Genomic DNA, 25,209 nt, shown 5'->3' on the forward strand with positions numbered 1-25,209 from the left:
CATATTTGACTGAGAAACGGATTTCTTTTGCATGGAATCATCAGATGAACATGAACTCTATTATCATGCTTGATTTTCGTTAAAGCGTTCTTATATGTTTTGAACAGGAAATGGTGTATAGCACCCGCTCCGGCCAACTACTCCGCTTTCCATGGGGACGGTTTCAGCTAACTTGAAAAGAAGACCGCTTTTCAAGTGGATCTTCAGCTCGCCCTGCGATGCACAAATGTTTTCGATGGGGCGAGTAAGCGCAGCAACGGTTTTAATAGACCGAGTAATCGCAGGTCTCAATGTTGTCAGGTTAATGAATTTTGTGAAATTTACTCAAATTATGCGCTAAAGAATAAGCATATAATCCTTGCTGTTCCAGGATAAACATGCTCTCTATTATTATGCATGCTTTTGGTTAGAGTCCCCTTCTATTTTTTGAACAAGATATGGTGTATAGCACCCGCTCCGGCCAACCACTTCGCTTTCCATGGGGACGGCTTCAGCTAACTTGAAAAGAAAACCGCTTTTCAAGTGGATCTTCAGCTCGCCCTGTTCCCATAGGAGTCTCCGTGGTTGGCCTGCGCTCTGATGGGATGCTACAGCTTTTGGAAGAAATAACATCCTAATGGAGTTAAATGATTTTATTTGTTCAACTATTTCATGTATAGAACATCCCACTAGCGGAGGCGGACCGTTTTGACTCCTGAGGGATCAGCACCATCTGAAGATCCACTTTTGCCAAGCGCACTTCTTGGCAAAAGTTAGCTGAAGAGCGTGCCCCTAGGAAAGCAAAACGGTCCGCCGCAGCGGTTATACTAACCTGACAACATTGGTAAGCGCAGTCCCAGGACGTGCAAGTGCAGGCGTTGTGACAACTCTTTTCGATGGGGTGAGTAATCTAAGGCCCTAGGAGTCACGGTTTTAGCCTGCAAACCACTTAGGAGTCTCCGTGGTTGGCCTGCGCTCTAATAAGACGCTACAACGTTTGGAAGCAATAACATCCTGATGAAGTTAGATGAATAATGGCTTTTCAGCCTCAATAAACAATTATCCTGGTGTTTTAAATGATTGCATGACAGCATGAATTGTTCATATCGAGAATAGCTTTCATGCCAAGAAAGAAATGTATACTCAACATTTATATCATGCACCACCAAAAATGTGTTCTGCCTGATCTGGCTTTTATTTTTTCAACTATTTCATGCATAGAACATCCCACTAGCGGAGGCGGACCATTTTGACTCCTGAGGGATCTTCAGAGGGTGCCCCTAGGAAAGCAAAACGATCCGCCGCAGCGGTCATTGTACACTTTACCACCTAGTCCTTGTCAATAGATGTATGGAAGAAACGATCACACTCTGCCCCTATGGAATGGAAATTACTTTTAAAAGTACGAAAGTTGAGTAAAAAAAAGCAAACATTTTTTAGAATAAAAAAACGGGAGCTGTATGTGGCGTACAGCTCCCTCAAGGCATGGGTTGTTGTGATGGTTTGAATCAAGGACAACGTTGTCTAGATTCTAATATATTATATGCTGTCTGAAACGGGTTGTCTCGACATTTATATCAATGCAAACATACATTTATTGAACCGTTTCCCCGATTAATTCCTTAATTTCCGCTTGTTTTCCTTCTGCAAATAAGTGGACAATCTTACTGCCGACAATTACGCCATCACAATAAGCGGCTAAATGCTTCGCCTGTTTCGGGTTAGAAATACCGAAGCCGGCCAGTACAGGCACAAAGCTGAGCTTAGTCAACTTCTCGAGATAATGAAGTGTCGTTTCTTCATGTTGCGCCCGCTCGCCAGTAGTACCGCTGACAGAAACAGCGTATAGAAAACCTTCTGATTCCTGCGCTATTTTCTCCAGGCGTTCATCGGGGCTTGTCATTGCAGCTAAACGGATAAAGGCGATGGACTGCCCAGCAAGTGCAGCTGCAATATCTTCTTCCTCTTCCATGGGGATATCAGGAATAATAATGCCGTCGACTCCTGCCGTATCACAGTCTTTTGCGAATTGTTCGTAACCGTAATTCCAAATTGGATTGATATAGGTCATCAAAATAATCGGGATGTTTCGGGTTTCTTTTTGTTTCCTTACCTCCTCAAGAACCAGCTTTAGCGTCGTTCCTTCTCGTAACGCGCGAACTCCGGCATCTTGAATAACAGGACCGTCTGCTACTGGATCGGAAAAGGGGATTCCCAATTCTATCGCCGATGCACCACATTCATCCAAAAACTGAATGCGTTCGTTGATTTGATCTATTCCGCCGTCACCAGCCATCATATAAGGGACGAACAGTGGTTTTCCTGTTGCTTTGATATTATTTAATGTGTTTTCTAATTTATGCTTCCCCATCAGAATCCTCCTCGAGCTTTGCTTTGACCTGTTCGACGTCCTTATCCCCGCGTCCGGACAGGCAGATAACCAGTGACTGTTCAGGAGACATGCCTTTTGCAAGTTTGCATGCATAAGCAACGGCATGTGCACTTTCCAGAGCAGGAATAATCCCTTCTAATTTCGTAAGTAATTGGAAAGATTCCAATGCTTCCTGGTCTGTAATGGAAGGATAGGTAACACGCTCACTGTCACGCAGGTGGCTGTGTTCCGGTCCAATTCCCGGATAATCTAACCCGGCAGAAATCGAAGCTGCTTCCTGAATTTGTCCTGCTTCATTCTGCAGTAAATACGTGAACGTTCCATGAAGCATCCCGGGAGATCCGCCAGTTAATGTAGCTGCATGCTCATCGGTATCAACCCCTTTTCCGGCAGCTTCGACACCATATAATGCAACCTCTTTATCTTCTACAAATGGGTAGAACATACCCATAGCATTACTGCCGCCGCCAACACAAGCAACGACTGCATCTGGAAGTTTTCCTTGTTTTTCTAGACTTTGCTGTTTGGTTTCGGCACCGATTACGGATTGAAAGTCCCGGACAATACGCGGGAAGGGGTGCGGGCCAACAACAGAACCAATAATATAATGGGTATCGTGAACATGGTTTACCCAATAGCGCAAAGCTTCGTTTACGGCATCTTTTAATGTTGCACTGCCTTGAGAAACGCCGACAACTTTCGCTCCTAAAAGCTCCATTCGAAAGACATTAAGTTTCTGTCTTTTAATATCTTCTTCGCCCATAAAAACAATACACTCTAAACCAAGCAGAGAACAGACGGTGGCTGTAGCTACACCGTGCTGGCCGGCTCCTGTTTCAGCAACAACTTTCTTTTTGCCCATCCGCAAAGTTAAAAGTGCCTGACCGATCGTATTATTAATTTTATGTGCGCCGGTGTGATTAAGATCCTCCCGTTTCAGATAGATTTTTGGTCCGCCTAAGTGTTGGCTGAGTTGTTCTGCTTCATACAATGGTGTTGTTCTGCCTACGTATTCTGTTAGATAATTATGAAGTTCTTCCTGAAAAGAAGGGTCGTTTTTGGCTGATTCGTAAGCTTCTTCCAATTCTAAGATAGCAGGCATCAGTAATTCTGGGACATATCTGCCGCCAAATTTTCCATATTTACCTGTGCTGTCTGGAAATGTATATGTTTGCATCTTATCAATTCCTTTCTATTGTTGTTTAGCGGCCTGAATAAAAGCTTTTATTTTATCCGGGTCTTTCTTTCCGTCTGTTTCCACCCCGCTGGAGACATCTACGCCCATCGGGTTCACTTCCTGAATGGCCTCAGAAACATTTTCTGCTGTCAGTCCTCCTGCCAAAATTAATCGTTCTGAGAAATGGTTTCCTTTTAAAATGGACCAATTAAAGGCAACTCCATTTCCGCCGTGTGCATGGGGCAGGGGAGGACTGTCCATCAGCAGGTAAGATGCCGCATCATATTGTGCGGCAATGTGTAAACCATCTACTGTGCCGGGCAGTGATTTGATAACAGGGACAGAAAAATGTTCGACTGTTTCAGCAGTTTCTTCTCCGTGCAATTGTACAAAATCAAGTCCGGTTTCCCGCACAGTATGTTCTATTTCCTGAGTACTTTTATTGACGAAGACTCCGACACTTTTCACATATTCAGGCAGGGCAGCGATGATTTCCCGAGCCTGTTCTGTGGAAATTTCCCGTTTACTTTTAGCAAAAATAAAGCCTAAAAAATCAGCTCCTGCACGAACGGCAACCTCTGCTATTTCAGGGGTAGTGATGCCGCAGATTTTGACAAGCATTTCAGGAAACTCCTTTAGATGGGGAGGAAAGCGGCACTTGCAATGCTTGCATATCTTTTTCTACATTATCGGAACGCATCAAGGTTTCGCCGACCAGAATTGTATTTGCACCGGCATCTTGGGCTAATTCAGCGTCTGCTTTTGTACGCATTCCACTCTCGCTGATAATCGTCATGCTATTTTCATTGATTTGTTGAATCAATTCCGGTGTTGTTTGTAAATCAACTTCAAAGGTTTTTAAATTACGATTATTAATCCCGACAATTTTCGGGCTGACGGTCAACGCATCCTTTAATTCCTCTGCATTATGCACTTCACAGAGCACTTCCAACCCTTGCTCTGTTGCATAATGGTACAGACGCTGAAACCGTTCGAGCGGCAATGCAGCAAGAATTAATAATATAATGGAGGCTCCTGCATTTTTGGCATCATCAATTTGAATCTCATCAATCATAAAATCCTTACAGAGAACCGGAATGGAAACAGCTTCACTGACTGCTTTCAAATCATCCATGGATCCGTGGAAAAAGCTCTCATCTGTTAAAACAGAAATCGCAGATGCACCGGCCTGTTCATATTGTTGCGCCTGTTTTAGAATATCCACGTCCATTTGAATTTCTCCTTTAGAAGGGGAAGACCGTTTGATTTCCGCAATGATGGACATTTGGTCGTTAGCCTGCACGCTGTCATGGAAGGAATAAATCGGATGATTCCGGGTATATTTGCCGTCTGATTGTAATTTACGTTCGGCCACTTCCTGCTTTTTCTTATCGATAATTTTCTCTAAAAAGGTCATTTATACTACCTCCTGTTTGGCTTCTTTGCTGTATTGCACCAAAGTATCCAATTTTGCTTTCGCTTTTCCAGAGAACACGCTATTTCTGGCAACATCTACACCATTTTCAATCGTATCAACATGTCCGGTAGCAAATAAAGCAATGGCTGCATTAAAAAGCACCGTATCCAGATAAGCTCCAGGTTCGCCGTTTAATACAGAATGTAAAATAGCTGCATTCTGTTTGGCGTCGCCGCCTTCAATTTCTTGATTGGTATATGTGGATAATCCGACATCTTCCGGATGAATCGTTCCTTCTTTTAATTCGTTATTCGCCAGTAAAATATATTTATTTTCGCCCTGCATGGAGGCTTCATCCATGCCACCTGCGCCGTGAATAACCAGGGCACGCTTTCGGCCGAGTGTCTGCAGTGATTTTGCCACAATGGGCAGTGCTTCTTCCGAATACACACCAATCAGTTGCGATTGCAATGCAACCGGATTGGTTAAAGGCCCGACTAAATTGAAAATGGTCGGTGTCCGAAGTTTTTGACGTACACCGGCAATCTGCTTCAGCGTTGGATGAACATGCTGGGCAAAAAGAAAAGCAATATTGTTTTCCTGCAGAATATATTTTATTTGCGGCTTGGTTAAATCCAGCGGAATACCTAGCTCTTCTAACACATCTGCACTTCCGGTCTGGCTGGAAACACGGCGATTTCCGTGCTTAGCGACTGTCACACCGGCTCCAGCTAAAACAAATGCCGCACAAGTGCTGATATTAAAACTGTTCGATCGATCTCCACCCGTTCCGCAATTATCCATTGCCGGAATATCCAGTTCAAACTGGAAAGGGGAGTTGGTATGAATAACATCTGCTAAGCCGGCCAGTTCCTGTGCAGTCGGCTGTTTCATTTTTAAAGCGACTAAAATAGCAGATAGTTCGGCATCGGAAACATCTTCTTGGAAGCAGGCGTTAAATAATGCTTTTGTTTCTTCAAAGGATAAATCATTACCTTCCAGTAATTGATTAAAATTTGGTTTCATGATGTTACTTCCTCCTTCTGTATTGCAAGTGTATCAACAAAATGAGAGATGATTCGTTTTCCATCCAGTGTTCCAATGGACTCAGGGTGAAATTGCAGTCCGTAGACAGGATAGGTTTGATGGGTTATCCCCATTATTTCGTCATCATCGACAGCAGTTGCTGTAATACGTAACTCCGTTGGCACTGAAATGTGTTCTGCAGCTAGAGAGTGATAGCGCATGACTTCAACCGGGTTGTTCAGTCCTTGAAATAAGCCGCTGTCATCATGCTGAATCAGCGATGTTTTTCCGTGCTTAACAGCAGATGCTTGGATCACTCTTCCACCCAGCGCTTCCACAATCACTTGGTGCCCTAAACAAATTCCCAGTATAGGGAGTTGTTTATAGTACGTTTGCACAATATCGATGCAATTCCCGGCATTCTTTGGAAAACCTGGTCCAGGTGAAATAATCACCGCTTCCGGTTTTAAGGTTTCGATTGTTTCTGGTGTCACGTTGTCATTGCGGATGACTTCAACGTGTACGCCGCATTCAGAAATATATTGATATAGGTTATATGTGAAAGAATCATAATTATCAATTAATAGAATCAAGTTCAGGCACCTCCATAAAAGATCTTCCTTTATTTATTGTTTCCGTATATTCTTCAGATGGAACGGAATCGTGTACAATACCGGCTCCGGCTTGAAAATAAGCTTTGCTATTCTGGATAATAATGGAACGGATAGCAAGTGCGATATGGATATCGTGTTCAAAGTTGATAAAACCAATTCCGCCAGCATAAGGCCCGCGTTTGACCATTTCCAGTTCATTAATGATTTGCATTGCCCGGATTTTCGGTGCTCCTGATACCGTCCCAGCTGGTAAGCAGGAGATAAGCGCATCAATTCCCGAATAATCTTCTTGTAATGTCCCGGTTACTTCAGAAACGATATGCATCACATGCTGGTAACGCTCAATTGTCATATAAACCGGTATTTCAATACTGCCTACCTCACAGACACGGCCTAAATCGTTTCTGCTTAAATCAACAAGCATCCGGTGTTCTGCCAGTTCTTTTTCATCTGCGAGCAGCTCTTCTGCCAGCGCCTGATCTTGCTGTTCTGTTTCTCCACGTTTTCTAGTTCCTGCTATTGGGTTGGTAACGACGCGTTTTCCGTTTGTTTCTATCAAGCTTTCTGGAGAGGCTCCCAGTACGGTGTAATCTTGAAAATCAATGTAGAACATGTAAGGGGAAGCGTTGTTTCTCCTTAATTGTTCATAAAAAGAAAGACCAAATTGCTGTTCATTTTCAACCCCTCTTGAGAATCGCTGCGATAAAACCACTTGAAAAATATCCCCCTTTTGCAAATGTTCTTTCGCTATCTCTACATTCCTTTCAAAATTTTCTTGTTCCATTTCCGGCAAAAACGCATAAGTTTGCGGGATAGGAAGTTCTGTGTGTCTTGCTTGCTCGATATATTGTTTCAATTTTTGAATCCGCTGCGCCCGGTCTTCTTCTGACCCGCCTTCTCGGTCAATAGCAACCAGATGTAATTCGTTTTCTTCATGATCAAAAACAATTGTATCTTCAAAAAGCATCAAATGAATATCCGGCATGTTCCGATCATCCAATGGCGCCGGCCCGGTATCTTCAAAAGCCTGGATAGTATCATAACCGATATAACCAACTGCTCCGCCGTAAAAAGGGAGGGATAGAGATAACGCAAGCTTGGGCATTGTTTCCTGCAAGAAATGTAAAGCATGCTGATGTACGACAAGCGGATCTACATGCGTAGTACTGATAAGCATTGTTTCATTTCCACGGCCGATAATTTCCTGGTAAGGGTGCATTCCAATAAAAGAATAACGCCCTTTTTCTTCATGGGGAAAACTGCTTTCCAACAGATATTTTTTTGCCTGTGGAAGATTTTGATAAACTTGAATAGGAATTAATCCGTTAATAGGGTAAGTTTCTTGCGTTACATGTGCCGTCATGATTCTCTCTCCTTTGTATTTGAACAAGTTATAAAAAAAGCCCTCTATAAACACATCTATGTGCTTATAGAGGACGATAGGGCCGCGGTGCCACCTCTGTTTAGAAAGAATAACCTTTCTATCTTTATCAGGTACAGGTCAAAGCCGATACCCTATCCGTGTAACGTCGGAAATACGTTTTTTCCTACTCATCACTGGCAGACGCGCCTGTTTTCGGAAAAACACTCAGAAGTCCATTCCATAATCCCTGCATACTGATATTCCACCCAATTATCAGCTCTCTGTGATGCATGAAAGATTATGTACTCCTCTTCATCATCGTTTATCAGTCATTATTTATAAAAATCAAAAAGGTCCCTCATCCATATATAAAAGGACGAGGGACCGTGGTACCACCTTTATTAGCTGACGTGCAGCTCACTCTAAAAGAAGATGATTATCTTCTAAGTTTCCGTAACGGGAAACCATTCCGCCAAAGCCTACTCCGTATTTGTTTCGGTTTGGAGCTCCGAAGTCCATTCACCACAAGGATACCCACTGATTTACAGCAACCATCAGCTCTCTGTAGAGTTCGCTTGTAATTACTCCTCTTCATCAACGCCACATCATTTAATTAATTGAAAACTATATTAAACGAAATGACAGGCAGTTGTCAACAGGTTTATAGAAAAAATAAAATAATTTGATTTTTTATTTGCTGTACGTCATTTTTTTCGATTGCGTCTTTTTTCCAAAAAGGAAGAGACGGGGTCGACAAATAGGAGGAGAAGAAGCAAATACATGATTGCTAATTCAGGAATTTCCATAACATAGATGGGGTTAAGTGACCTCACTGCAGGTACTTCATATCCTTTTATGAGGTCAATGCCTGTGGATACGCCTGCTAGCAGGATGAACATACACAGCGAAATACCGAGGATTTTCATTTTTTACGCTCCAATCAGGTTATTTTAGGATTATTTTCTTTATACTATGCTCTTTACAGCTTATGTTTTTCTGTTTCTGAAAAAGGCGATGATCAGCAGAAGAACAGGAAAAATAATTTGAAAAGGAAGTTGTACATACAGCGGGAATATCTTTAATCCTTCTTCAAGATGTTCAGAGTAATTGCTTGCTATAATCATGGATACAAATAAAACCGTCAACCCCAATGGATAGGCCAATTTGGATGGTTCCTTAATGTTAAATAAACTTGCCGTTCCGATGATGGCACAGTAGGTATACACTGATACTTTAAAGAAACCTCCAATCACAAGAACAAGTATGAAAATAACATCCAGTCGTTCCAAAAAACCGCCAACTTGAATGGACTGAATCGTTGTTAATAAAGGAAAAAGGGAACGTTCGATGAGCGGTACACCAAGCACACTAATATTCAAAATCGTGGTTAGAGCAAGTACCATACCGGTGATACTTATTGCCGACACTCCTGTTTTTTTCAATTTCTTTCTATTATTTAAGTAGGGAAAAATCATCGTGAATACAATGATTTCACCGAAAGGGACATAGAGTGTCTCGGTAAACACTGTTTTTAAAACCTGTGGCGGATTTTCCAAGACAGGTTTTACATTCGAAGTATCAATTAATCCGGAGATGGCAATCAATAGGAACAGAAAGACGGCAAGCAGGCACATAATGACAAAAAACAGTTCTCCTGTTCTGGCAATGACCTCAATACCTTTATAAACAGTGTAAATAACGACAAGGATCATCAAGGTGCTAGCAACGAATAAAGGAGTTTCTGCAAAAGCAAAGGACAGCAGCATAACACCGAACTCCCGCAATACTCTGGCGGCAGAATATAGAAAAAAGAGAATATAAAGGAAGGCCAGTGTTCGTCCTAAAATCTTGCCAATAACCTTCTCTGTATAGTCCGTCAGCAAGCGATCAGGATAATAGAGATAAAGGGCTCGATAAATAAAAAATAAGGAGATGCTTACGGCTGCCGCTACAAGAATGGCTATCCAACTGTCGCGGCCTGCATGCGATGCGAGCGGAATCAGCAAAGAATTGCTAAGCTGGAATAAAATCATCAGGATAAACAATTGGCTTGCACTGATTTTTGCTTTTTCCATCAATGAATCCACTCCTTCTTATTCGCCTTTTGTCTCTATATCAAAAAGATAGGGGCTATTTCGCATTCCTGTACGACGAATAAAAGCTTCCACTGTTATATTTGCTTCTAATGCAGGAAAAAATTCTTCCTGCCACTCCGGTTCAAGCTTTTTCCATTCATCGGGATCAGATTGCTGCAGCTTTTCCCCAAAACCAAAGATATCGGTTTGGGATTTCTGTGCTTCTTGAATGGCTGCTTTAACCTCTTCTTCAATTTTTTGTTCCAATACTTTTTCGATTTCAAACAATACATGCGGATCCGTCACATCAACCGGCACTTCGATTGCACGAAGATCTCCTTCCGCACGAATATGAATAGAGATTTCCGGTTTGCCGTCTGTTATTTGTGCCGATGTGTTCGTTTTTTGTCGCATTACTTTATAGGAAATGGCGTCTTTTTGATCTTCCCAATCGATATTGACAGGGGCTTGCCGAATCTGGTCTAAGATCCAAAGCGTTCCTTCAGCCTTTTCTCCGTCAATCCAGTTCACTAACTTTCCATTTTTAAAGGTACCCATACCATCTACTTCAATCGTTGCAAAACCATCCGTTGATTGAAGCTGCTCCATTGTTTTTCCCTTTTCCGCATCCCCGCGTACGGTGAAACCGCTGACCAGAGGTTCTTTTCCAGTCGAAACCGTAGCCTTAATAAATTTTTGCAGATTGGTGGCTATATTTTCTCCGTACAGTTTTTCTGTAAATTCTAAGGTTTTAATCGCTTTTTCAGCGGGGACTTGATCAATAGCTGTTAATATTTTAATGAAGTCGCTCGCCGGGCTGCCTCGGGAAATGGCCACTTTTGTTGTGGTTCGAAATTCCAGACCGCGCTCCATGGCATCTAAAAGAGAGGAAAGTCCTTCTTCTCTGGCAAGTTCCTCACTGACAACTAATAGACTGGTGTGTGCAAAATAAAGGTCTCTGGAAACTTTCTTAGACGCACGGTCAGCTATCTCCAAGGGATTGCCTCCCGTCGTCGTATAAGTTGTTATACTCGGATTTTGACCGGAAGCACCTCCTTGTAACGCACTGGGAACGTTCATGGGATTAATGAGCTGAAAGGTACCGACGTATGTGCCGTCTTCTTTTTTATCGATAGCATAAGCCGAAACAATCGCCAATTCTTTTAACTCTATACTGCTCCAGCATCCTGAGAGCAAAGTCAGACAGGCAGTCATAAAAAAGGAAATGATCCATTTAAATCTCATTTTTTATCCCCTTCTTTCATCTCTGCCCTGACCATCCCCCGTTTTATTGGAGGCAAAGGTCGCTGGTCTTTGCCTTGACGGACTGTATTTTCAGGATGGAGGGAAGGTGGTCTTTTATTAAACGTCCACAGCGGCCCGCGATAAATCGTATCCTTTATGCTGTTCGGTTTGAACGGTGCGAGCGGTGATACATAAGGAACACCAAAAGAACGCAGACTGACAAGATGAACAACCAGCAAAATTAATCCAAGGATAATACCATAAAAGCCGGCGATAGCTGCACCCAGCATAAAAGCAAAGCGAATCAGCCGGGCAGAAATGGCAATATCATACGTAGGAGTTGCTAAACTCGCAATTGCTGTAATCGCAACGACAATGACCATTGCTGGAGAGACAATTCCAGCTTGAATGGCGCCCTGTCCGATAACAAGCGCTCCGACGATAGATATGGTCGAACTGATTTTGCTGGGCATCCGCAGACCAGCCTCCCGTAAAATTTCAAAGGTGACTTCCATAATCAGCGCTTCAACAATTGCTGGGAAAGGCACTGCTTCTGTCTGTGAGGCAATAATAACCAGCAGATCTGTTGGAATCATTTCCTGATGAAAAGTCGTCACGGCCACATAAAAAGCAGGACCAATAAGCGAAATCAAATACATGAAAACGCGCAACACCCGAATCAATGTACTTATTGGAAACCGTACATAGTAATCTTCTGGTGTCTGGAAAAACTGAATCATCACAGCAGGGACAATTAGTATATGAGGTGTTCCATTAACAAAAATCGCAATTCTTCCTTCCAGAAGATTAGCGGCAACAGCGTCCGGCCTTTCTGTATGAATCACAGTAGGAAACAGACCGGAACTTTCATCTTCAATCACTTGTTCAATATAACCAGAGTCCAGAATGCTATCGAGGTCTACATGTCTCAAGCGCTGCCGGACTTCTTCCACTGTGTCGGTATTGACGATACCGTTGATATACATTATGGAAATATCCGTATTTGTCTGTGTACCTAAATTCATAGGTTCTACCCATACATTCGGATTTTTAATGATGCGGCGCACAAGTGTGATATTGGTGGTGATTGTTTCCGTAAAGCCTTCTTTTGATCCGCGTAAAGATATTTCTGAATCGGTTTGTTCTACCTGGCGACGTTCCCCGCCTCTGGTGCTGGCGATCAGAACCTCATTTTTTCCTTCTAAAAAAATAACCGTGTCACCGGAAAGCAACGATTGAAATAAGAAATCCCAATCTTGGGTTGTTTCCAGATTGCTGACTGCAACCACTTTTTCAGAAAAAAACGTGAACAAATCCTTTTCCTGTGGTTTTTCTTGCACACTGTTTTCTAAGGTTTGGACCAGAAATTCATTAATGGTTGGGTTATCCACCAGTCCATCTACGTAAACGATAGCGGTAGACACTTCAGAGGCGTTGCCAAAAGGAAGATGCCGAATAATAATATCAGGACTGTTTCCTGTTTTTTGCTTGATAATGTTCAGATTTTCAGTAAGAGAAGTACCAATGCTTTTTTGCATATCGTTTTCGGAATCTGGATGTTGTTCTTTGTGATGCATCTTTTTTCGTAATTTACGATAGGACATAGCATGGAACTCCTCATTGTTTTGATTAATCCTAATTTGTTCAAGATAGCTATTTTTATACATCAATTACAGATTGGTATTCAATTGTAGAGGGAGGTGTAAATATGACTGTTTTAGAAAATATAGAGAGGGAAGAAATAACGTATATAAAAAGTGAAACCTTATAGAGGAAATATTAGTAATATATAATAACTGCTTGTTCAATTTATATTGAGATAAAAATGTACCTGTTTGCAGGTGCATAACAGGGAGGCAAATCATGAAACAACTCTATATTAAGCAAAAGGTTTTTAGCTTAAATGAAAAGTTCACCGTAAAAGATCAACAGGAAAAGGATGTTTATTTTGTAGAAGGCAGTTTTATGCGGATTCCCAAAACTTTCTTTATAAAGAATAGAGAAGGAGGAGAAGTTGCACTTATAACGAAAAAAACATTCAGCTTTTTACCGAAATTTTTTGTGGAGGTGAATGGTCAAGAAATATTGACAATTAAGAAAGGGATTTCTTTTTTAAAGGCACGTTATACCATTGATGCGGCTGGTATTGAAGTACATGGGAATTGGTGGGATATGAACTTTCAGGTGTACCGGCATGGCGATATTGTAGGAGAAGTAACTAAAGAATGGTTTACTTGGGGAGATAGTTACAAAGTGCAAGTAGTAAATGAAGAGATGGAAACCAGTATGATTGCCCTTGTTGTTGCTATCGATTGTGTGAAAGCTGACGAAGATGGAGCTGCTTCAACAGCTTCGTTCACAAATTAATGTTACACGTTCTGTAGAATACATGAAATAAGCTCGACTTCGATTGATAAATCAAAGTCGAGCTTGTAAAATTTCTGCCTATAGTTTGATATTCACATTTTCTTCCTGTCTAATTAAGCTGATGATTGCGTTTAAAGCTTCGTCCAGATTATCAGCATAAATATGCCTTTGTTTGTCTTCTGGATAGTGATGGAGCGTATGCTCATATCTTGGATCGTAATAATATTCCAGTAACAGTGCTATGGCAGACTGAAAATTTTTCTGCTCCAAGTCATCAGCGATTTGTTTTGCTACAGGGGTATGAATATGCTTGCGAATTCGCCCGAAAGCTTCGATTACTTGTGTTTGGTGTTCTTCTGGATTATATTCACGCAATATATTTTCGATTCGTTTCTCCAAAGGCAAATGGATAAATAGCTGCGTGCTTGCTTCTTTTGCTTCATGTAAAAAAAGAGGCAGCGTTGCCTTGCCAATCCGTTTACTTTCTCCTTCCAACAGAAGAAAAGGTGACTGCTCATAGCGTCCCATCTCCTGAACCAATAATGATTCAAATGTTTTTTGATTATTTGGTTCCAGACCGATTTGACCAAATATCGATCCGCGGTGATTTGCCATTCCTTCCAAATCAAGTACAGGGTAGCCCAGCTGTTTTAACCGGTGTAATAAATTCGTTTTACCAGAGCCTGTATAGCCGTTTAGCACATACATTCTGGGAGTGGCCGGTTGTTGCTCTAATTTATTTACGACCCATTGTCTGTAAGAACGAATACCTCCATCTAATTTGGAAACCTGCTGTCCCATTAAATCGACAACGGTTGCAGCGGTTTTACTGCGCATACCACCGCGCCAGCAATAAACAATCTTTTCTTTTTCCAGTGATTGAAACTCGGCAATAAAATCGGGCAGCTTAATAGAGAAAATTTCCAGTCCTTTTTCCTTTGCTGCTTCTGGTCCGATTTGTTTATAAATCGTGCCTACTTCTGCACGTTCTTCATCATCAAATACAGGAATATTGATACTTCCGGGAATACGAAATTCAGCAAATTCCTGTGGAGAACGTACATCCACTAACGAAATAGAATCTTCTTTTTGTTTCTTTAATAAATCAAGTAACTCTATATTCTGAAACATACTTTCACTTCCTACATAAACGAATTATTCTTCAACAGTGATATGTCCCTTATTCTCATTTGTAACGCGACCAATGACGGCTGCTTCGATATTTTTATTTCGGAGGTCCGAAAGCAATTTTTCTGCGTCTGCTTCTTTCACAGATGCTAATAAACCTCCAGAGGTTACGGCATCGCTCAGAATCCACTGATCAATCTGATCCAGTGATTCCGTAAAAGTAACATCTTTTTTTAAATAGTTAAAGTTATTCTTCGTACCACCTGGCACAGCGCCATTTTCAGCCAGCTCTTTTACTCTGGGCAACACAGGTACTTGCTGATTGGAAATCCGGATGTCAACATTGCTTCCTTTAGCGATTTCTGAAGCATGTCCAAGTAAGCCAAATCCGGTAACGTCAGTGCATGCATGGATGTCATAATTGTCCATCGTTTCTGCAGCGGTTTTATTTAGTGCTGCCATGACGTTTGTTACACGTTCTATTTCTGCTTTCTGCAACAATCCTCTTTTAATTGAAGTGGTTAAAATTCCTACACCAATCGGTTTAGTTAAAATAAGTACATCACCGGCTTTTGCACCGCTGTTTGTACGGATTTTATCAGGATGGATGGTTCCGGTAACGGCCAAACCGAATTTTGGTTCTTTATCATCGATGGAATGTCCACCGACTAAAGCTGCGTTAGCTTCTTTCAGTTTACTGTCTGCACCCTCCAAAATATAGGAAAGAATCTGTTTATCCAAATCAGCAATTGGAAAAGCAACAATATTTAATGCTGTAATCGGCTTTCCCCCCATTGCATAGACATCGCTGAGAGCATTTGCAGCAGCGATTTGTCCAAAGGAATAAGGGTCATCTACAATAGGAGTGAAGAAGTCGAGTGTCTGAACAATGGCTGTGTTGTCATTTAATTTATAAACACCTGCGTCATCATTGGTATCTAACCCCACTAATAGATTAGGATTATCTGTCGCTGGAGAGAAGGACTGTAAAACCTGTCGTAAATCTGCTGGTCCGATTTTGCAGCCACATCCACCTTTGGAAGATAAAGCGGTTAGTTTAATAGACCCATTATTATTCATATAATCAACCCTTCTACATGTGATTTTCCTATCCATTTTAGCATATTGCAGGGGAAAGGATGTCTTGAAGCGTTTAGACAGCAGTTATTTGTATTCTGATTCGACATAGAACCCCGCCGGAAAACTGCTATCCAGCGGGGTTTTTCATCGTTTTAATTCATTTGTTCTTCATAATATTCTTCTAAAGTAATATCTTGTTCCGTAATATACTTAGCAGTTTCTTCCCCGACATAACGAAGGTGCCAAGGTTCATATTGGTATCCGGTAATATCTTCATCTCCTTCTGGGAAGCGGATAATAAAACCGTATTCCGGAGCATTTTCAGCAATCCATTGTCCTTCTTCTGTATCACCAAATGCTTCAACCAGTTCCAAATTTACTTCAGCACTGGTCACATCCATAGCAAGCCCGGTCTGGTGTTCACTTTCTCCGGGACGGGCACTGTAGGTATTGGCATGTTCTTCTCCATTCTCTGCTGCATTTGCTGCAAAAACATCTTCTTGCCGATCAAAGGAACGATAACCGGATTGGGCAAACATCTCCAGCCCCTCTTCTTCTGCGGCCGCAAATAAATCTTCTAATGCATGCGCTGCATTTTCACGCATGTATTTTTTAGGTAAATCCTCTGTGAAAGGGAAAGGTACGTCTGGAACCATCAAATCTTCCGGAGTATAGTCACCTGGAAGAGCAAAATCTTTATTCACCAGCGCCAATTCGTCATATGGATTGCCAACAATGTCAGTTCCAGCTTCCGTTTTTTCTGCTTCTTCCGGCGGCATTGCTAAACCTTCTCCGGGCTCCAAAGTGTCTTCATTTTCAAAATAAGCTTGAACTTCTTCGCTGGTAGCTTCGTCATAAATTCCTGAAGCTAATAGATCATCTGATTGTAATTGGAAATCCGTCAAAGCCCAAGTTAATGCTTCATCAAAATTTTCGCTGTCTTCTAGATCATAGCCAATTGTATGGAGTACATGTTTTAATTGGGAAACCTCTTCGCCTGTATCAAATTTTTGTAACACAGCCTCAGGCGGCTCAAGTTCTGATGCTTCTTCATTATCATTCGTACTTTCTTCTTCTGATGTGGTTTGTCCTGATGCTGGGGCATCTTCCTCCTGCTGCGATGTACAGCCAATAAGCAGGAAGAAAGCTGTAAAAAGCATCATCCAATGAAATCCTCGCATATTATAATTGCTCCTTATATGAAAAAGTGTTGGAAAATGTATCATTTCGACCAGTCAATGACTAGATTTTAATTCTATCATGCTGTGAGCATAATAATATAAATAAACATCGGCAGGGGTCATTGTGGTCACACGCTGCTGCAAATGTTTTCTGTTATGTATCTATTATATGATGCATAGAAGTGAAAATGAAAGCAAAGTGAAGCATGAATTAAATAACACGCAGAAAGACTGAGAATAGGCTTCCTGCGTGTTATCGCACTTATCATTACGTATCTTACTTTTCTGCGGCAAACAACCTCGTGATTTCTACAATCACTTTCGTTGCTTTTTCCATATTATCAATCGAAATATACTCATATTTACCATGGAAGTTTTCTCCTCCGGTAAATAGATTTGGCGTTGGTAATCCCATAAACGAAATTTGCGAACCGTCTGTACCGCCGCGGACAGGGTGAATGATTGGTTTGATATTCAGATTTTTGATAGCATGTTCTGCAATATCCACAATATGTTTTACCGGCTCAATTTTTTCACGCATATTATAATATTGATCGTTCATTTCTAATTGAACTGCTTTATCCCCATATTTGTTTTTCATTTCCTCCACATGCTGAGTCGCCGTATCTTTACGAGCTGCAAATTTGTCCTGGTCATGGTCCCGGATAATATAGTAAACAACTGTTTTTTCGACATCGCCTTCAACAGAGATAAGATGATAGAACCCTTCATATCCTTCTGTATGTTCTGGAGATTCTTCCTCAGGGAATTTGCTAATAAATTGTGCTGCCATCTTTCCGGCGTTGACCATTTTATTTTTCGCAGTTCCCGGATGAACACTGTTTCCATAAAACGTTACTCTGGCAGCTGCGGCATTAAAACTTTCAAATTGCAGTTCGCCCAAAGGACCTCCGTCTACGGTATAAGCATAGTCGCAGTTAAATCGCTCTACATCAAATTTATGTGGACCACGTCCGATTTCTTCATCAGGTGTAAAAGCAACCTGAATCTTTCCATGTTTGATTTCCGGATGATGCAGCAAGTATTCCATTGCTGTCACAATCTCCGCAATTCCAGCCTTATCATCGGCTCCGAGTAATGTTGTTCCATCCGTCACCATTAATTGATGTCCCTTATATTTTGAAAGCTCGGGAAAATCGTTTGGAGACAGAATAACCTGTAAGGTTTCATTCAATACAATATCGCCGCCTTCATAATCAATAACCTTTGGCGATACCCCTTTTCCGGTAAAATCGGTTGCTGTGTCTACATGCGCCAGAAAACCAATTGTTGAGATATCCTTATCTGTATTAGATGGCAAAGTAGCCATCAGATACCCGTTGTCATCATACGAAACATCTTCCAGACCAACTTCTTTCAGTTCATTTTCCAAGCGTTTAATCAAATCCCATTGCCCTGGAGTGGAAGGGGTAGAAGACGAATCCATATCCGATTGCGTATCTATTTTTGCATATGTTTCTAAACGTTGTATTAATTGTTCCCTCATCAGAAAAAGCCTCCTTCTAGATATGTTTTAACTAATAACTCGTTATTATTCACAGCCACCAAATAAAAATAATATATTTTCAGAGCTCTTCACCAAAATTTATGGTAGACAAATTAAGTTTTAAGGGTAGCCACCGCTACGTCGGAAAGCGGAATGTTTTTCCGTAGCGGTCATTATCCTCTAAATTTAGTTGATTTTGATGAGGAGCTCTGATGAAGCCAAATAAGTTGGCTGTGAATAGTAACAATAACTCAATTTTCGTACCTAAGAATAAGCATATAAACCTTGCTCTTCCCGGATGAACATGATCTTTATTATCGTGCTTGCTTTTCGTTTAATCATTTTTTGAACAAGATATGGTGTATAGCTTCCGCTCCGGCCAAGCCCTCCGCCGCAGCGGTCATCTTACACTTCACCCTCTCCTCTTTCGGAAGAAACGGTCAACCCCTTATTCCTATGGAAAGAAAGTTACTTTTAAAGTGCGCAAGCTGAGTTAGTAAAAATAACTGCAATTTTTATTGAAAGCTGCTTTGTATATTTTACCATATCCATCATATAAATCCGTATTAGAATTCTTTTAAAGATTGCTTCAAATACATTTTTTTCTGTTAAAATAAACAAGGAGTGATATGATTAGAAAAAATAAGAAACGGGAGGGGCAGATTTTGAGAAACATCATTAGCGTGGAAAGATTAAAGAAACGTTTCACACAAAATAACCTTGTTATTGTAGATGTACGATTTCAATTGATGGATGCTGATGCTGGACGGAAGGCTTATCTGCAAGGTCATATACCTGGTGCTGTTTATATGGATTTAAATAGAGATTTATCCGGAAAAGCCGGGAAACATGGCGGAAACCACCCTTTACCAGATTGGGATTTATTTGCAAATAAACTTGGAAAATTAGGTATCTCCAACGATACGACAGTTGTGGTATATGATCAGGGAAATGATATGTTTGCCCCGCGTTTTTGGTGGCTGCTTGACTATTTAGGACACGAAAAAGTTTATATTTTAGATGGCGGATTAGATCGCTGGGTAGCAGAAGGCGGTGAACTGACAACAGAAGTTCCTAACCTGCAGCCGACAATCTTCCGAAAAAATAAGAAAGAAGACCGCTACGTTGATGTGGAAGAAGTCAAAGAAAAAATTGGATCTCCGGAAACAACAATAATAGATGCCAGAGCACGGGCAAGATATTTAGGTGATGAAGAACCAATGTATGCACGAGCTGGTCATATACCAGGTGCAGTAAATTATTTCTGGGAAGGTGTTTTACGAGAAGATGGGAGCTGGAAAAATGAAGAGCAGTTGCAGGAGCATTTTTCTGGGTTAGATAAAGACGCGGAAATTATTGTTTCCTGTGGTTCCGGTGTTTCCGCATGCCCTAATATTCTCGCATTAGATAATGCCGGTTTTAAAAATGTGAAGTTATACCCTGGCAGTTTCAGTGATTGGATTTCTTATGAAAAGAACGAAGTAGCAATCGGTGAAGAGGATGAATAAAAAACGATGCGCCTGGGTAACTGAAGAGCCCATCTATATTAATTATCATGATGAAGAATGGGGACGTCCTGTCTTCGGTGATGACCGCTATTTGTTTGAAATGTTGTCTTTAGAAGGAGCTCAGGCGGGATTAAGCTGGATTACTATTTTAAAACGTCGTGAAAATTATCGGCAGGCATTTGATCATTTTAAAGTCGAAATAATTGCTTCTTACTCAGACGAAAAAGTGGAGGAGTTAATCCAGGATAGGGGAATCATCCGAAACAGGCGTAAAATTGAATCAGTTGTAACAAATGCCAAGGCTTTCCAACAGATTCAAGCAGAATTTGGAACGTTTGATAACTATATATGGGGATTCGTGGACAGAAAGCCAATTGTGAATCATTGGGAGAAACAAGAGGATGTTCCTGCCGAGACAAACTTGTCCAAACAAATCAGCAAGGATTTAAAAAAGAGAGGATTTTCTTTTGTCGGTCCGGTAATTTGTTATTCTTTTATGCAGGCAATCGGGATGGTGAATGACCATACGGCCAACTGCTTCTTAAGCGGGGCAAGCAAATAAACAGCGACATTCTGTAACGTTTTTGCTAATGTACACACATGAAAAAAGTAAGCACTTTGCTTTGCTTTGTACCCTTGTTATTGTAAACTAAATGCACTACGGATTTGACTTTAGCAACGTTAATAACAAATCCAATGTAAAATAATTTGCAGGAGGTAATCTAAAAATATGAAGTATGTGACACTTAATAACGGTCTAGAGATGCCGCAACTTGGTTTTGGCGTCTGGAAAGTAGAAAATCAAGAAGCTATTCCTGCTGTAGAACACGCATTAAAGGCTGGTTATCGTTCGCTTGATACCGCAAAAGTTTATGGGAATGAAGAAGGCGTTGGACAAGCTATTGAAAACAGCGGCGTCCCTCGTGAAGACATCTTCCTTACTACAAAAGTCTGGAATGCAGACCAAGGTTATGAAGAGACTTTAAAGGCTTTTGATGCAAGCTTGGAAAGACTTGGTACAGATTATGTGGACCTTTATTTAATCCACTGGCCAGCACCGGATTTTGATCAATATATTGATACGTATAAAGCGATGGAAAAAATTTATAAAGACGGTAAGGCAAAAGCAATTGGCGTATGTAATTTTGAAGTAGAACACTTGGATCGTCTGCTGAATGAATGTGAAGTTGTTCCGGCAGTCAACCAGGTGGAATGCCATCCATACTTGCAGCAAAAAGAATTGCGTGCATTTTGTAGAGAAAATGGCATTTATGTTGAAGCATACAGCCCGCTTATGAACGGAAAAGACGTATTAGAAGACGAAGCATTAACTCAGCTTGCTGAGAAAAAAGAGAAAACCATTGCGCAAGTGATTCTTCGCTGGCATTTACAGTCAGACTTAATCGTTATTCCAAAATCAGTGACACCTTCCCGGATTGAAGCAAACCTGGAGGTATTTGATTTTGAACTGGATGAAGAAGATATCAAAATCATTGATGCGCTGGATCGCAATCTCCGCAGCGGAACGCATCCAAATGAAATGCATGCTCGATAAGAAAATAGATTAAAACGAAACACCTTCTTTCTACATTTCTAGAAAGAAGGTGTTTTCTTCATCATTCGGCAGTGCAATGACTTATTTTCTTACTGCTTAAGCACAAGCCAAGTGCTCTAAAAAAAACGCTTCACAATCCGATCGAATTCCTTAAAGTAAGCCGGAATTTCCTCAGGCGATAAATACGTGTACATATTTTCGGCGATTTTTTGATTGTACCATTTTTGCTGGTTGAAGCCTGCGTTGAATTTTTCCCAAATCGTATCGCCAAGTTCTTGGTATTCTTTCTCCAGTTCAATGAGATTATCCAGCTTATCAGCAATAATCAAATATTTGACTTCTTTTGGAGCATTTTTCAAATGATTGATGGTTGCTTGTTTTCTGTCCAGCCATGACTGGGACTTGTCCTCTGTATGGGAAGCAACAAGGCTGGCAATTCGTTCTCCAAATTGCTTTCGGATATCCTCGATGCTAATGTCTGTATCTTCTACAACGTCATGCAAATAAGCAGCACTGATTAAATCGTCTGAGAAGCCTTCTTTCTCCAAACGTTCTGCTACTCGGATAGGATGAGTTATGTAAGGTTCACTGGAGTTTTTTCGGGTTTGTCCTTGGTGCGCTTTTATAGCCAAAGCCTTTGCATTTTCTTTATTCATTTTTTCCTCCCAAACAATAGATAAGTACTTCTATTATAACAGAAAAAAACAGATATAATCTGATTTTTTTATAAATAAAGGAGAGAAAGATGGTATATTCATTTATCTTTCTTTTATTGCTGGAAACAAGTACACTAGATGTAATGAGAACAAAAGGAAGGAGAGTATGTATACCAGCATCCGGTGAAGATGAAAGGGAAAATACTCTCCACTCAAAAGTATGTAAGGATAAATTAAAATAAGCGAGGGACATTCATGGAAAAAGGAATAAACCAACGTAAAACAGAACATATCCGTCTTTGTCTGGAAGGAAATGTAGAAGGTGTGAATAAATCCACGGGGCTTGAAGGAATCCATTTTCTTCATAACGCTTTGCCGGAGATTGATTTTGATGCCATTTCTTTGGAGACATCCTTTTTAGGTAAAAATCTTCAAGCACCATTTCTTGTCAGTTCCATGACTGGCGGTTCTGAATTGGCGACAACAATTAACCAGAATTTAGCTTTAGCAGCAGAGAAAAAAGGCTGGGCACTTGCAATTGGTTCGACAAGAGCATTTTTAGAAAGTGACCAGCACAAAGATTCTTTCCTGATTCGCAGACAGGCTCCAAACGTACCCTTGATTGTGAATATAGGTGCAGTACAACTGAATTATGGCTATGGAGCAGAAGAATGCCAGCGTATTATTGATAAAACAGAGGCTGATTCCATCGTTCTTCATTTAAATTCATTGCAAGAAGCTGTTCAGGATGGGGGAGACTTAAATTTTAAAGATCTGCTGCCAAAAATTGAACAGGTTTGTAAACAGGTGGATGCTCCGGTCGGGGTAAAAGAAGTCGGTTTTGGTATTGATGGAGAAGCTGCTAAAAGGCTTTATGATGCTGGAATCTCCTATATCGATGTTGCCGGAGCCGGCGGAACATCCTGGAGTCAGGTGGAAAAGCTGCGTTCGCAGGATCCGTTAAAAAAAGCTGCAGCGGAAGCATTTAATAATTGGGGGAATCCAACAAAAGATTGCCTTGTATCAGTACGAAGCCGGCTGCCTGAATCTCCTTTAGTTGCCAGCGGCGGTATGAAAACAGGAGTAGATGCTGCCAAAGCAATTACGATAGGTGCAGATGTAATCGGTTATGCGAGACATCTGCTGCAAGCGGCGACAGAATCGGAAGAAGCCGTGATACAAACCATGGAACAGTTAGAATTAGAGCTGAAGATGACGATGTTTGGTATTGGTGCAGTCAATTTGAATGAATTAAAAAATACAAAGCGCGTGTCCATCAACGGAACGTCACTGTTAGATACGTAATGATAAAAAGGTGCGGAATTCTCCGCGCCTTTTTATACTATAAGTGGAGACAGCAAAGCCTTCCAGAAGAAATATGGACAAAAAATCGTTTTGATCAAGATGTTTGACGTATGCAGAAAGGGGAAAACTCCTTACAAAAAGGAGGAGTTCCTGTGGTTTGGACGATGCATGATTATCCAAGTTCTATGAAAAATTTAGAGCATCCTGTACGCAAAAAAGCTATTGATATAGCCAATTCTATGCTTGATGACGGGTATACAGAAGACAGGGCTATTCCGATAGCTATTGAACAGGCCAAGGAATGGCATGAAAATGCGGACAGCGAAGAGATTCAGAACTATGAAAAAGGCGGAAAACCGACACAGCGTTCGAAGGAAGGGAAAGAAAAAACAAATCGTCCGGAGCGTCTGGAAGAAGAACAAGAGGTGTATAAACAAGATGACGGATGGGCGGTAGCATCTTCCGGTTCCAGCCAGGCAAGTGAAGTATATAATACAAAAGACGAAGCCGTAAAACGAGCGATAACTATCGCCAAAAATAAAGGAACGTCTTTGAGCCTGTATCGGACAGATGGAACGTTAGAAGAGACAAGAAAATATGATAGGTGAAAATCAGTGCAGATTTCTTTGTTCGCGGGTTTCCTTATGCTAAAATAAGTGAGGAAATAGAGGTGAACAAACATGAAAGTTGAAATTTGGTCTGATTATATATGTCCGTTTTGTTATATTGGAAAACGTCGCTTTGAGCATGCTTTAGAAAAATTTTCTCATCGTGATAACGTAGCAGTTCAATTTAGAAGTTATCAGCTTGACCCGACTGCAAGACATATCCCGGAAAAGAACTTTGCAGAGACATTTTCAGAGTTGAAAGGGATGCCTTTAGAACAAGTATATACAATGAATGAACAAATGGCAGATCAGGCAAAAGAAGTTGGTTTGACTTACCATTTTGATACGATGAAATACAGCAACACTTTCGATGCCCATCGGATTACTAAATTAGCTGCTGCAAATGGAAAAGAAGCGGCACTTGCCGAACGTTTTTTCCATGCTTACTTTACCGACTCTGAACTTTTGAGTGATAAAGAAACACTGATTCGATTGGCAGCAGAAATCGGACTTGACCAGGAAGAAGCAAAAGATGTTTTGGATGGCGGGAAGTTTCGCAGCAAAGTCAATGAAGATATCGAATTGGCAAAGCAGCTTGGTGTAGAGGGCGTTCCTTTCTTTGTTTTTAATGAAAAATATGCCGTATCTGGTGCGCAGCCGGAAGCAACATTTACCCAAGTACTTGAAAAAGTTTGGCAGGAAGAGCAGGAACAGCCTATTTTGCAATCATTGACGCCAAATGAGAAAAAAACATCTTATTGTACCGGAGATGGATGTGAGAATGAATAAAGCAGAAGATCCTTTCTGCCGTTGTTGCAAATAGAAGCTAATCCTTTATTATACCTGTTATATCAATAGATTTTGACGAAAAAATGAACAAAATAAATAAAAAACTGCCGCTCGAGGCAGTTTTTTTGTTTACCGTCATATTTATGTTGATATTGCATTGACGACGGCTGAAATTTTGGTATACTAGGTATTGTCATCTAATTGATAATGAATATCATTCTTATTTAGAACAATTAG

At 41.0% G+C, this 25,209-nt stretch carries 22 protein-coding genes and 2 other annotated features; of the genes, 7 read left to right on the top strand and 15 right to left on the bottom strand.

Features of this window, described 5'->3' with window-relative positions; all coding sequences use genetic code 11:
* Positions 1-1,573: 1,573 nt before the first annotated feature.
* The 10 genes from trpA to ACFQ19_RS03880 all read right to left on the bottom strand — a co-directional run bounded on the left by trpA (position 1,574) and on the right by ACFQ19_RS03880 (position 12,892).
* On the bottom strand, positions 1,574-2,350 hold the full coding sequence (trpA, locus tag ACFQ19_RS03835; RefSeq protein WP_379590706.1) for a tryptophan synthase subunit alpha: 777 nt from the start codon (positions 2,348-2,350) through the stop codon (positions 1,574-1,576).
* Complete coding sequence (gene trpB, locus ACFQ19_RS03840) at positions 2,337-3,548, bottom strand: tryptophan synthase subunit beta (RefSeq protein WP_379590707.1); 1,212 nt, start codon at positions 3,546-3,548, stop codon at positions 2,337-2,339. The genes trpA and trpB overlap by 14 nt, the downstream gene beginning before the upstream one ends.
* A 15-nt stretch (positions 3,549-3,563) precedes the next feature.
* The gene (locus tag ACFQ19_RS03845; RefSeq protein WP_379590708.1) at positions 3,564-4,169 is read right to left on the bottom strand and encodes a phosphoribosylanthranilate isomerase; all 606 of its coding nucleotides are present in this window, start codon (positions 4,167-4,169) and stop codon (positions 3,564-3,566) included.
* A gap of 1 nt (position 4,170) precedes the next feature.
* The gene (gene trpC / locus ACFQ19_RS03850) at positions 4,171-4,965 is read right to left on the bottom strand and encodes an indole-3-glycerol phosphate synthase TrpC (protein ID WP_379590709.1); all 795 of its coding nucleotides are present in this window, start codon (positions 4,963-4,965) and stop codon (positions 4,171-4,173) included.
* Positions 4,966-5,991: an anthranilate phosphoribosyltransferase gene (gene trpD, locus ACFQ19_RS03855; RefSeq protein WP_379590711.1), complete on the bottom strand. Its 1,026-nt coding sequence runs from the start codon at positions 5,989-5,991 to the stop codon at positions 4,966-4,968. It lies immediately after the preceding gene.
* Positions 5,988-6,584: an anthranilate synthase component II gene (locus tag ACFQ19_RS03860; protein WP_379590712.1), complete on the bottom strand. Its 597-nt coding sequence runs from the start codon at positions 6,582-6,584 to the stop codon at positions 5,988-5,990. The genes trpD and ACFQ19_RS03860 overlap by 4 nt, the downstream gene beginning before the upstream one ends.
* Positions 6,568-7,968, bottom strand: coding sequence for an anthranilate synthase component I (gene trpE / locus ACFQ19_RS03865; RefSeq protein ID WP_379590713.1), 1,401 nt, complete (start codon positions 7,966-7,968; stop codon positions 6,568-6,570). The genes ACFQ19_RS03860 and trpE overlap by 17 nt, the downstream gene beginning before the upstream one ends.
* Before the next feature lie 66 nt (positions 7,969-8,034).
* Positions 8,035-8,296, bottom strand: a binding site (T-box leader).
* Positions 8,297-8,337: 41 nt separating this feature from the next.
* Positions 8,338-8,575: a binding site (T-box leader), on the bottom strand.
* Positions 8,576-8,954: 379 nt separating this feature from the next.
* Complete coding sequence (locus tag ACFQ19_RS03870) at positions 8,955-10,043, bottom strand: GerAB/ArcD/ProY family transporter (protein ID WP_379590714.1); 1,089 nt, start codon at positions 10,041-10,043, stop codon at positions 8,955-8,957.
* Between the two features lie 18 nt (positions 10,044-10,061).
* The gene (locus ACFQ19_RS03875; RefSeq protein ID WP_379590715.1) at positions 10,062-11,288 is read right to left on the bottom strand and encodes a Ger(x)C family spore germination protein; all 1,227 of its coding nucleotides are present in this window, start codon (positions 11,286-11,288) and stop codon (positions 10,062-10,064) included.
* Entirely contained in the window at positions 11,285-12,892 is a 1,608-nt protein-coding gene (locus tag ACFQ19_RS03880) for a spore germination protein (protein WP_379590716.1), read from the bottom strand. Before ACFQ19_RS03880 ends, ACFQ19_RS03875 begins: the two co-directional genes overlap by 4 nt.
* 259 nt (positions 12,893-13,151) lie before the next feature.
* On the opposite strand from ACFQ19_RS03880, the gene ACFQ19_RS03885 reads away from it, so the two are divergent.
* Positions 13,152-13,655 carry an LURP-one-related/scramblase family protein gene (locus ACFQ19_RS03885; RefSeq protein ID WP_379590717.1) on the top strand — a complete coding sequence of 168 codons (504 nt, stop codon included), beginning with the start codon at positions 13,152-13,154 and terminating at the stop codon, positions 13,653-13,655.
* Between the two features lie 78 nt (positions 13,656-13,733).
* On the opposite strand, the gene mnmH is transcribed toward ACFQ19_RS03885, so the two are convergent.
* From mnmH to pepT, 4 genes are all read right to left on the bottom strand, one after another.
* Entirely contained in the window at positions 13,734-14,786 is a 1,053-nt protein-coding gene (mnmH, locus tag ACFQ19_RS03890) for a tRNA 2-selenouridine(34) synthase MnmH (protein ID WP_379590719.1), read from the bottom strand.
* 24 nt (positions 14,787-14,810) lie between these two features.
* The gene (gene selD, locus ACFQ19_RS03895; RefSeq protein WP_379590720.1) at positions 14,811-15,863 is read right to left on the bottom strand and encodes a selenide, water dikinase SelD; all 1,053 of its coding nucleotides are present in this window, start codon (positions 15,861-15,863) and stop codon (positions 14,811-14,813) included.
* A 152-nt stretch (positions 15,864-16,015) separates the two neighbouring features.
* Positions 16,016-17,044, bottom strand: coding sequence for a D-alanyl-D-alanine carboxypeptidase family protein (locus ACFQ19_RS03900; RefSeq protein WP_379590722.1), 1,029 nt, complete (start codon positions 17,042-17,044; stop codon positions 16,016-16,018).
* Positions 17,045-17,321: 277 nt separating this feature from the next.
* Positions 17,322-18,551 (bottom strand): peptidase T, encoded by a 1,230-nt coding sequence (gene pepT, locus ACFQ19_RS03905; RefSeq protein WP_379590723.1) that lies wholly within the window; start codon positions 18,549-18,551, stop codon positions 17,322-17,324.
* Between the two features lie 665 nt (positions 18,552-19,216).
* On the opposite strand from pepT, the gene ACFQ19_RS03910 reads away from it, so the two are divergent.
* The 3 genes from ACFQ19_RS03910 to ACFQ19_RS03920 all read left to right on the top strand — a co-directional run bounded on the left by ACFQ19_RS03910 (position 19,217) and on the right by ACFQ19_RS03920 (position 21,614).
* Complete coding sequence (locus ACFQ19_RS03910) at positions 19,217-20,059, top strand: sulfurtransferase (RefSeq protein WP_379590725.1); 843 nt, start codon at positions 19,217-19,219, stop codon at positions 20,057-20,059.
* Positions 20,052-20,621, top strand: coding sequence for a DNA-3-methyladenine glycosylase I (locus ACFQ19_RS03915; protein WP_379590726.1), 570 nt, complete (start codon positions 20,052-20,054; stop codon positions 20,619-20,621). The genes ACFQ19_RS03910 and ACFQ19_RS03915 overlap by 8 nt, the downstream gene beginning before the upstream one ends.
* Positions 20,622-20,789: 168 nt before the next feature.
* Positions 20,790-21,614: an aldo/keto reductase gene (locus ACFQ19_RS03920; protein ID WP_379590727.1), complete on the top strand. Its 825-nt coding sequence runs from the start codon at positions 20,790-20,792 to the stop codon at positions 21,612-21,614.
* Between the two features lie 116 nt (positions 21,615-21,730).
* On the opposite strand, the gene ACFQ19_RS03925 is transcribed toward ACFQ19_RS03920, so the two are convergent.
* Entirely contained in the window at positions 21,731-22,270 is a 540-nt protein-coding gene (locus tag ACFQ19_RS03925; protein ID WP_379590729.1) for an HD domain-containing protein, read from the bottom strand.
* Between the two features lie 255 nt (positions 22,271-22,525).
* On the opposite strand from ACFQ19_RS03925, the gene fni reads away from it, so the two are divergent.
* The 3 genes from fni to ACFQ19_RS03940 all read left to right on the top strand — a co-directional run bounded on the left by fni (position 22,526) and on the right by ACFQ19_RS03940 (position 24,972).
* Positions 22,526-23,575 (top strand): type 2 isopentenyl-diphosphate Delta-isomerase, encoded by a 1,050-nt coding sequence (fni, locus tag ACFQ19_RS03930; protein ID WP_379590730.1) that lies wholly within the window; start codon positions 22,526-22,528, stop codon positions 23,573-23,575.
* A gap of 152 nt (positions 23,576-23,727) precedes the next feature.
* Positions 23,728-24,183 (top strand): DUF2188 domain-containing protein, encoded by a 456-nt coding sequence (locus ACFQ19_RS03935; RefSeq protein WP_379590731.1) that lies wholly within the window; start codon positions 23,728-23,730, stop codon positions 24,181-24,183.
* A gap of 72 nt (positions 24,184-24,255) precedes the next feature.
* Positions 24,256-24,972 carry a DsbA family oxidoreductase gene (locus tag ACFQ19_RS03940; protein ID WP_379590732.1) on the top strand — a complete coding sequence of 239 codons (717 nt, stop codon included), beginning with the start codon at positions 24,256-24,258 and terminating at the stop codon, positions 24,970-24,972.
* Positions 24,973-25,209 lie beyond the last annotated feature (237 nt).

It is taken from the genome of Oceanobacillus locisalsi (assembly GCF_042675985.1).
Lineage (GTDB): Bacteria > Bacillota > Bacilli > Bacillales > Amphibacillaceae > Oceanobacillus > Oceanobacillus locisalsi.

Bases quoted from the DNA above. Each gene is read 5' to 3' on its own strand.
- trpE (WP_379590713.1), bottom strand. From the start codon at position 7,968: ATGACGGCACATGTAACGCAAGAAACTTACCCTATTAACGGATTAATT.
- ACFQ19_RS03925 (WP_379590729.1), bottom strand. From the start codon at position 22,270: ATGAATAAAGAAAATGCAAAGGCTTTGGCTATAAAAGCGCACCAAGGA.
- mnmH (WP_379590719.1), bottom strand. From the start codon at position 14,786: ATGTTTCAGAATATAGAGTTACTTGATTTATTAAAGAAACAAAAAGAA.
- trpA (WP_379590706.1), bottom strand. From the start codon at position 2,350: ATGGGGAAGCATAAATTAGAAAACACATTAAATAATATCAAAGCAACA.
- trpC (WP_379590709.1), bottom strand. From the start codon at position 4,965: ATGACCTTTTTAGAGAAAATTATCGATAAGAAAAAGCAGGAAGTGGCC.
- ACFQ19_RS03915 (WP_379590726.1), top strand. From the start codon at position 20,052: ATGAATAAAAAACGATGCGCCTGGGTAACTGAAGAGCCCATCTATATT.
- ACFQ19_RS03940 (WP_379590732.1), top strand. From the start codon at position 24,256: ATGAAAGTTGAAATTTGGTCTGATTATATATGTCCGTTTTGTTATATT.
- fni (WP_379590730.1), top strand. From the start codon at position 22,526: ATGGAAAAAGGAATAAACCAACGTAAAACAGAACATATCCGTCTTTGT.
- ACFQ19_RS03870 (WP_379590714.1), bottom strand. From the start codon at position 10,043: ATGGAAAAAGCAAAAATCAGTGCAAGCCAATTGTTTATCCTGATGATT.
- ACFQ19_RS03920 (WP_379590727.1), top strand. From the start codon at position 20,790: ATGAAGTATGTGACACTTAATAACGGTCTAGAGATGCCGCAACTTGGT.
- pepT (WP_379590723.1), bottom strand. From the start codon at position 18,551: ATGAGGGAACAATTAATACAACGTTTAGAAACATATGCAAAAATAGAT.
- ACFQ19_RS03845 (WP_379590708.1), bottom strand. From the start codon at position 4,169: ATGCTTGTCAAAATCTGCGGCATCACTACCCCTGAAATAGCAGAGGTT.
- trpB (WP_379590707.1), bottom strand. From the start codon at position 3,548: ATGCAAACATATACATTTCCAGACAGCACAGGTAAATATGGAAAATTT.
- ACFQ19_RS03885 (WP_379590717.1), top strand. From the start codon at position 13,152: ATGAAACAACTCTATATTAAGCAAAAGGTTTTTAGCTTAAATGAAAAG.
- ACFQ19_RS03880 (WP_379590716.1), bottom strand. From the start codon at position 12,892: ATGTCCTATCGTAAATTACGAAAAAAGATGCATCACAAAGAACAACAT.
- ACFQ19_RS03875 (WP_379590715.1), bottom strand. From the start codon at position 11,288: ATGAGATTTAAATGGATCATTTCCTTTTTTATGACTGCCTGTCTGACT.
- ACFQ19_RS03900 (WP_379590722.1), bottom strand. From the start codon at position 17,044: ATGCGAGGATTTCATTGGATGATGCTTTTTACAGCTTTCTTCCTGCTT.
- trpD (WP_379590711.1), bottom strand. From the start codon at position 5,991: ATGAAACCAAATTTTAATCAATTACTGGAAGGTAATGATTTATCCTTT.
- selD (WP_379590720.1), bottom strand. From the start codon at position 15,863: ATGAATAATAATGGGTCTATTAAACTAACCGCTTTATCTTCCAAAGGT.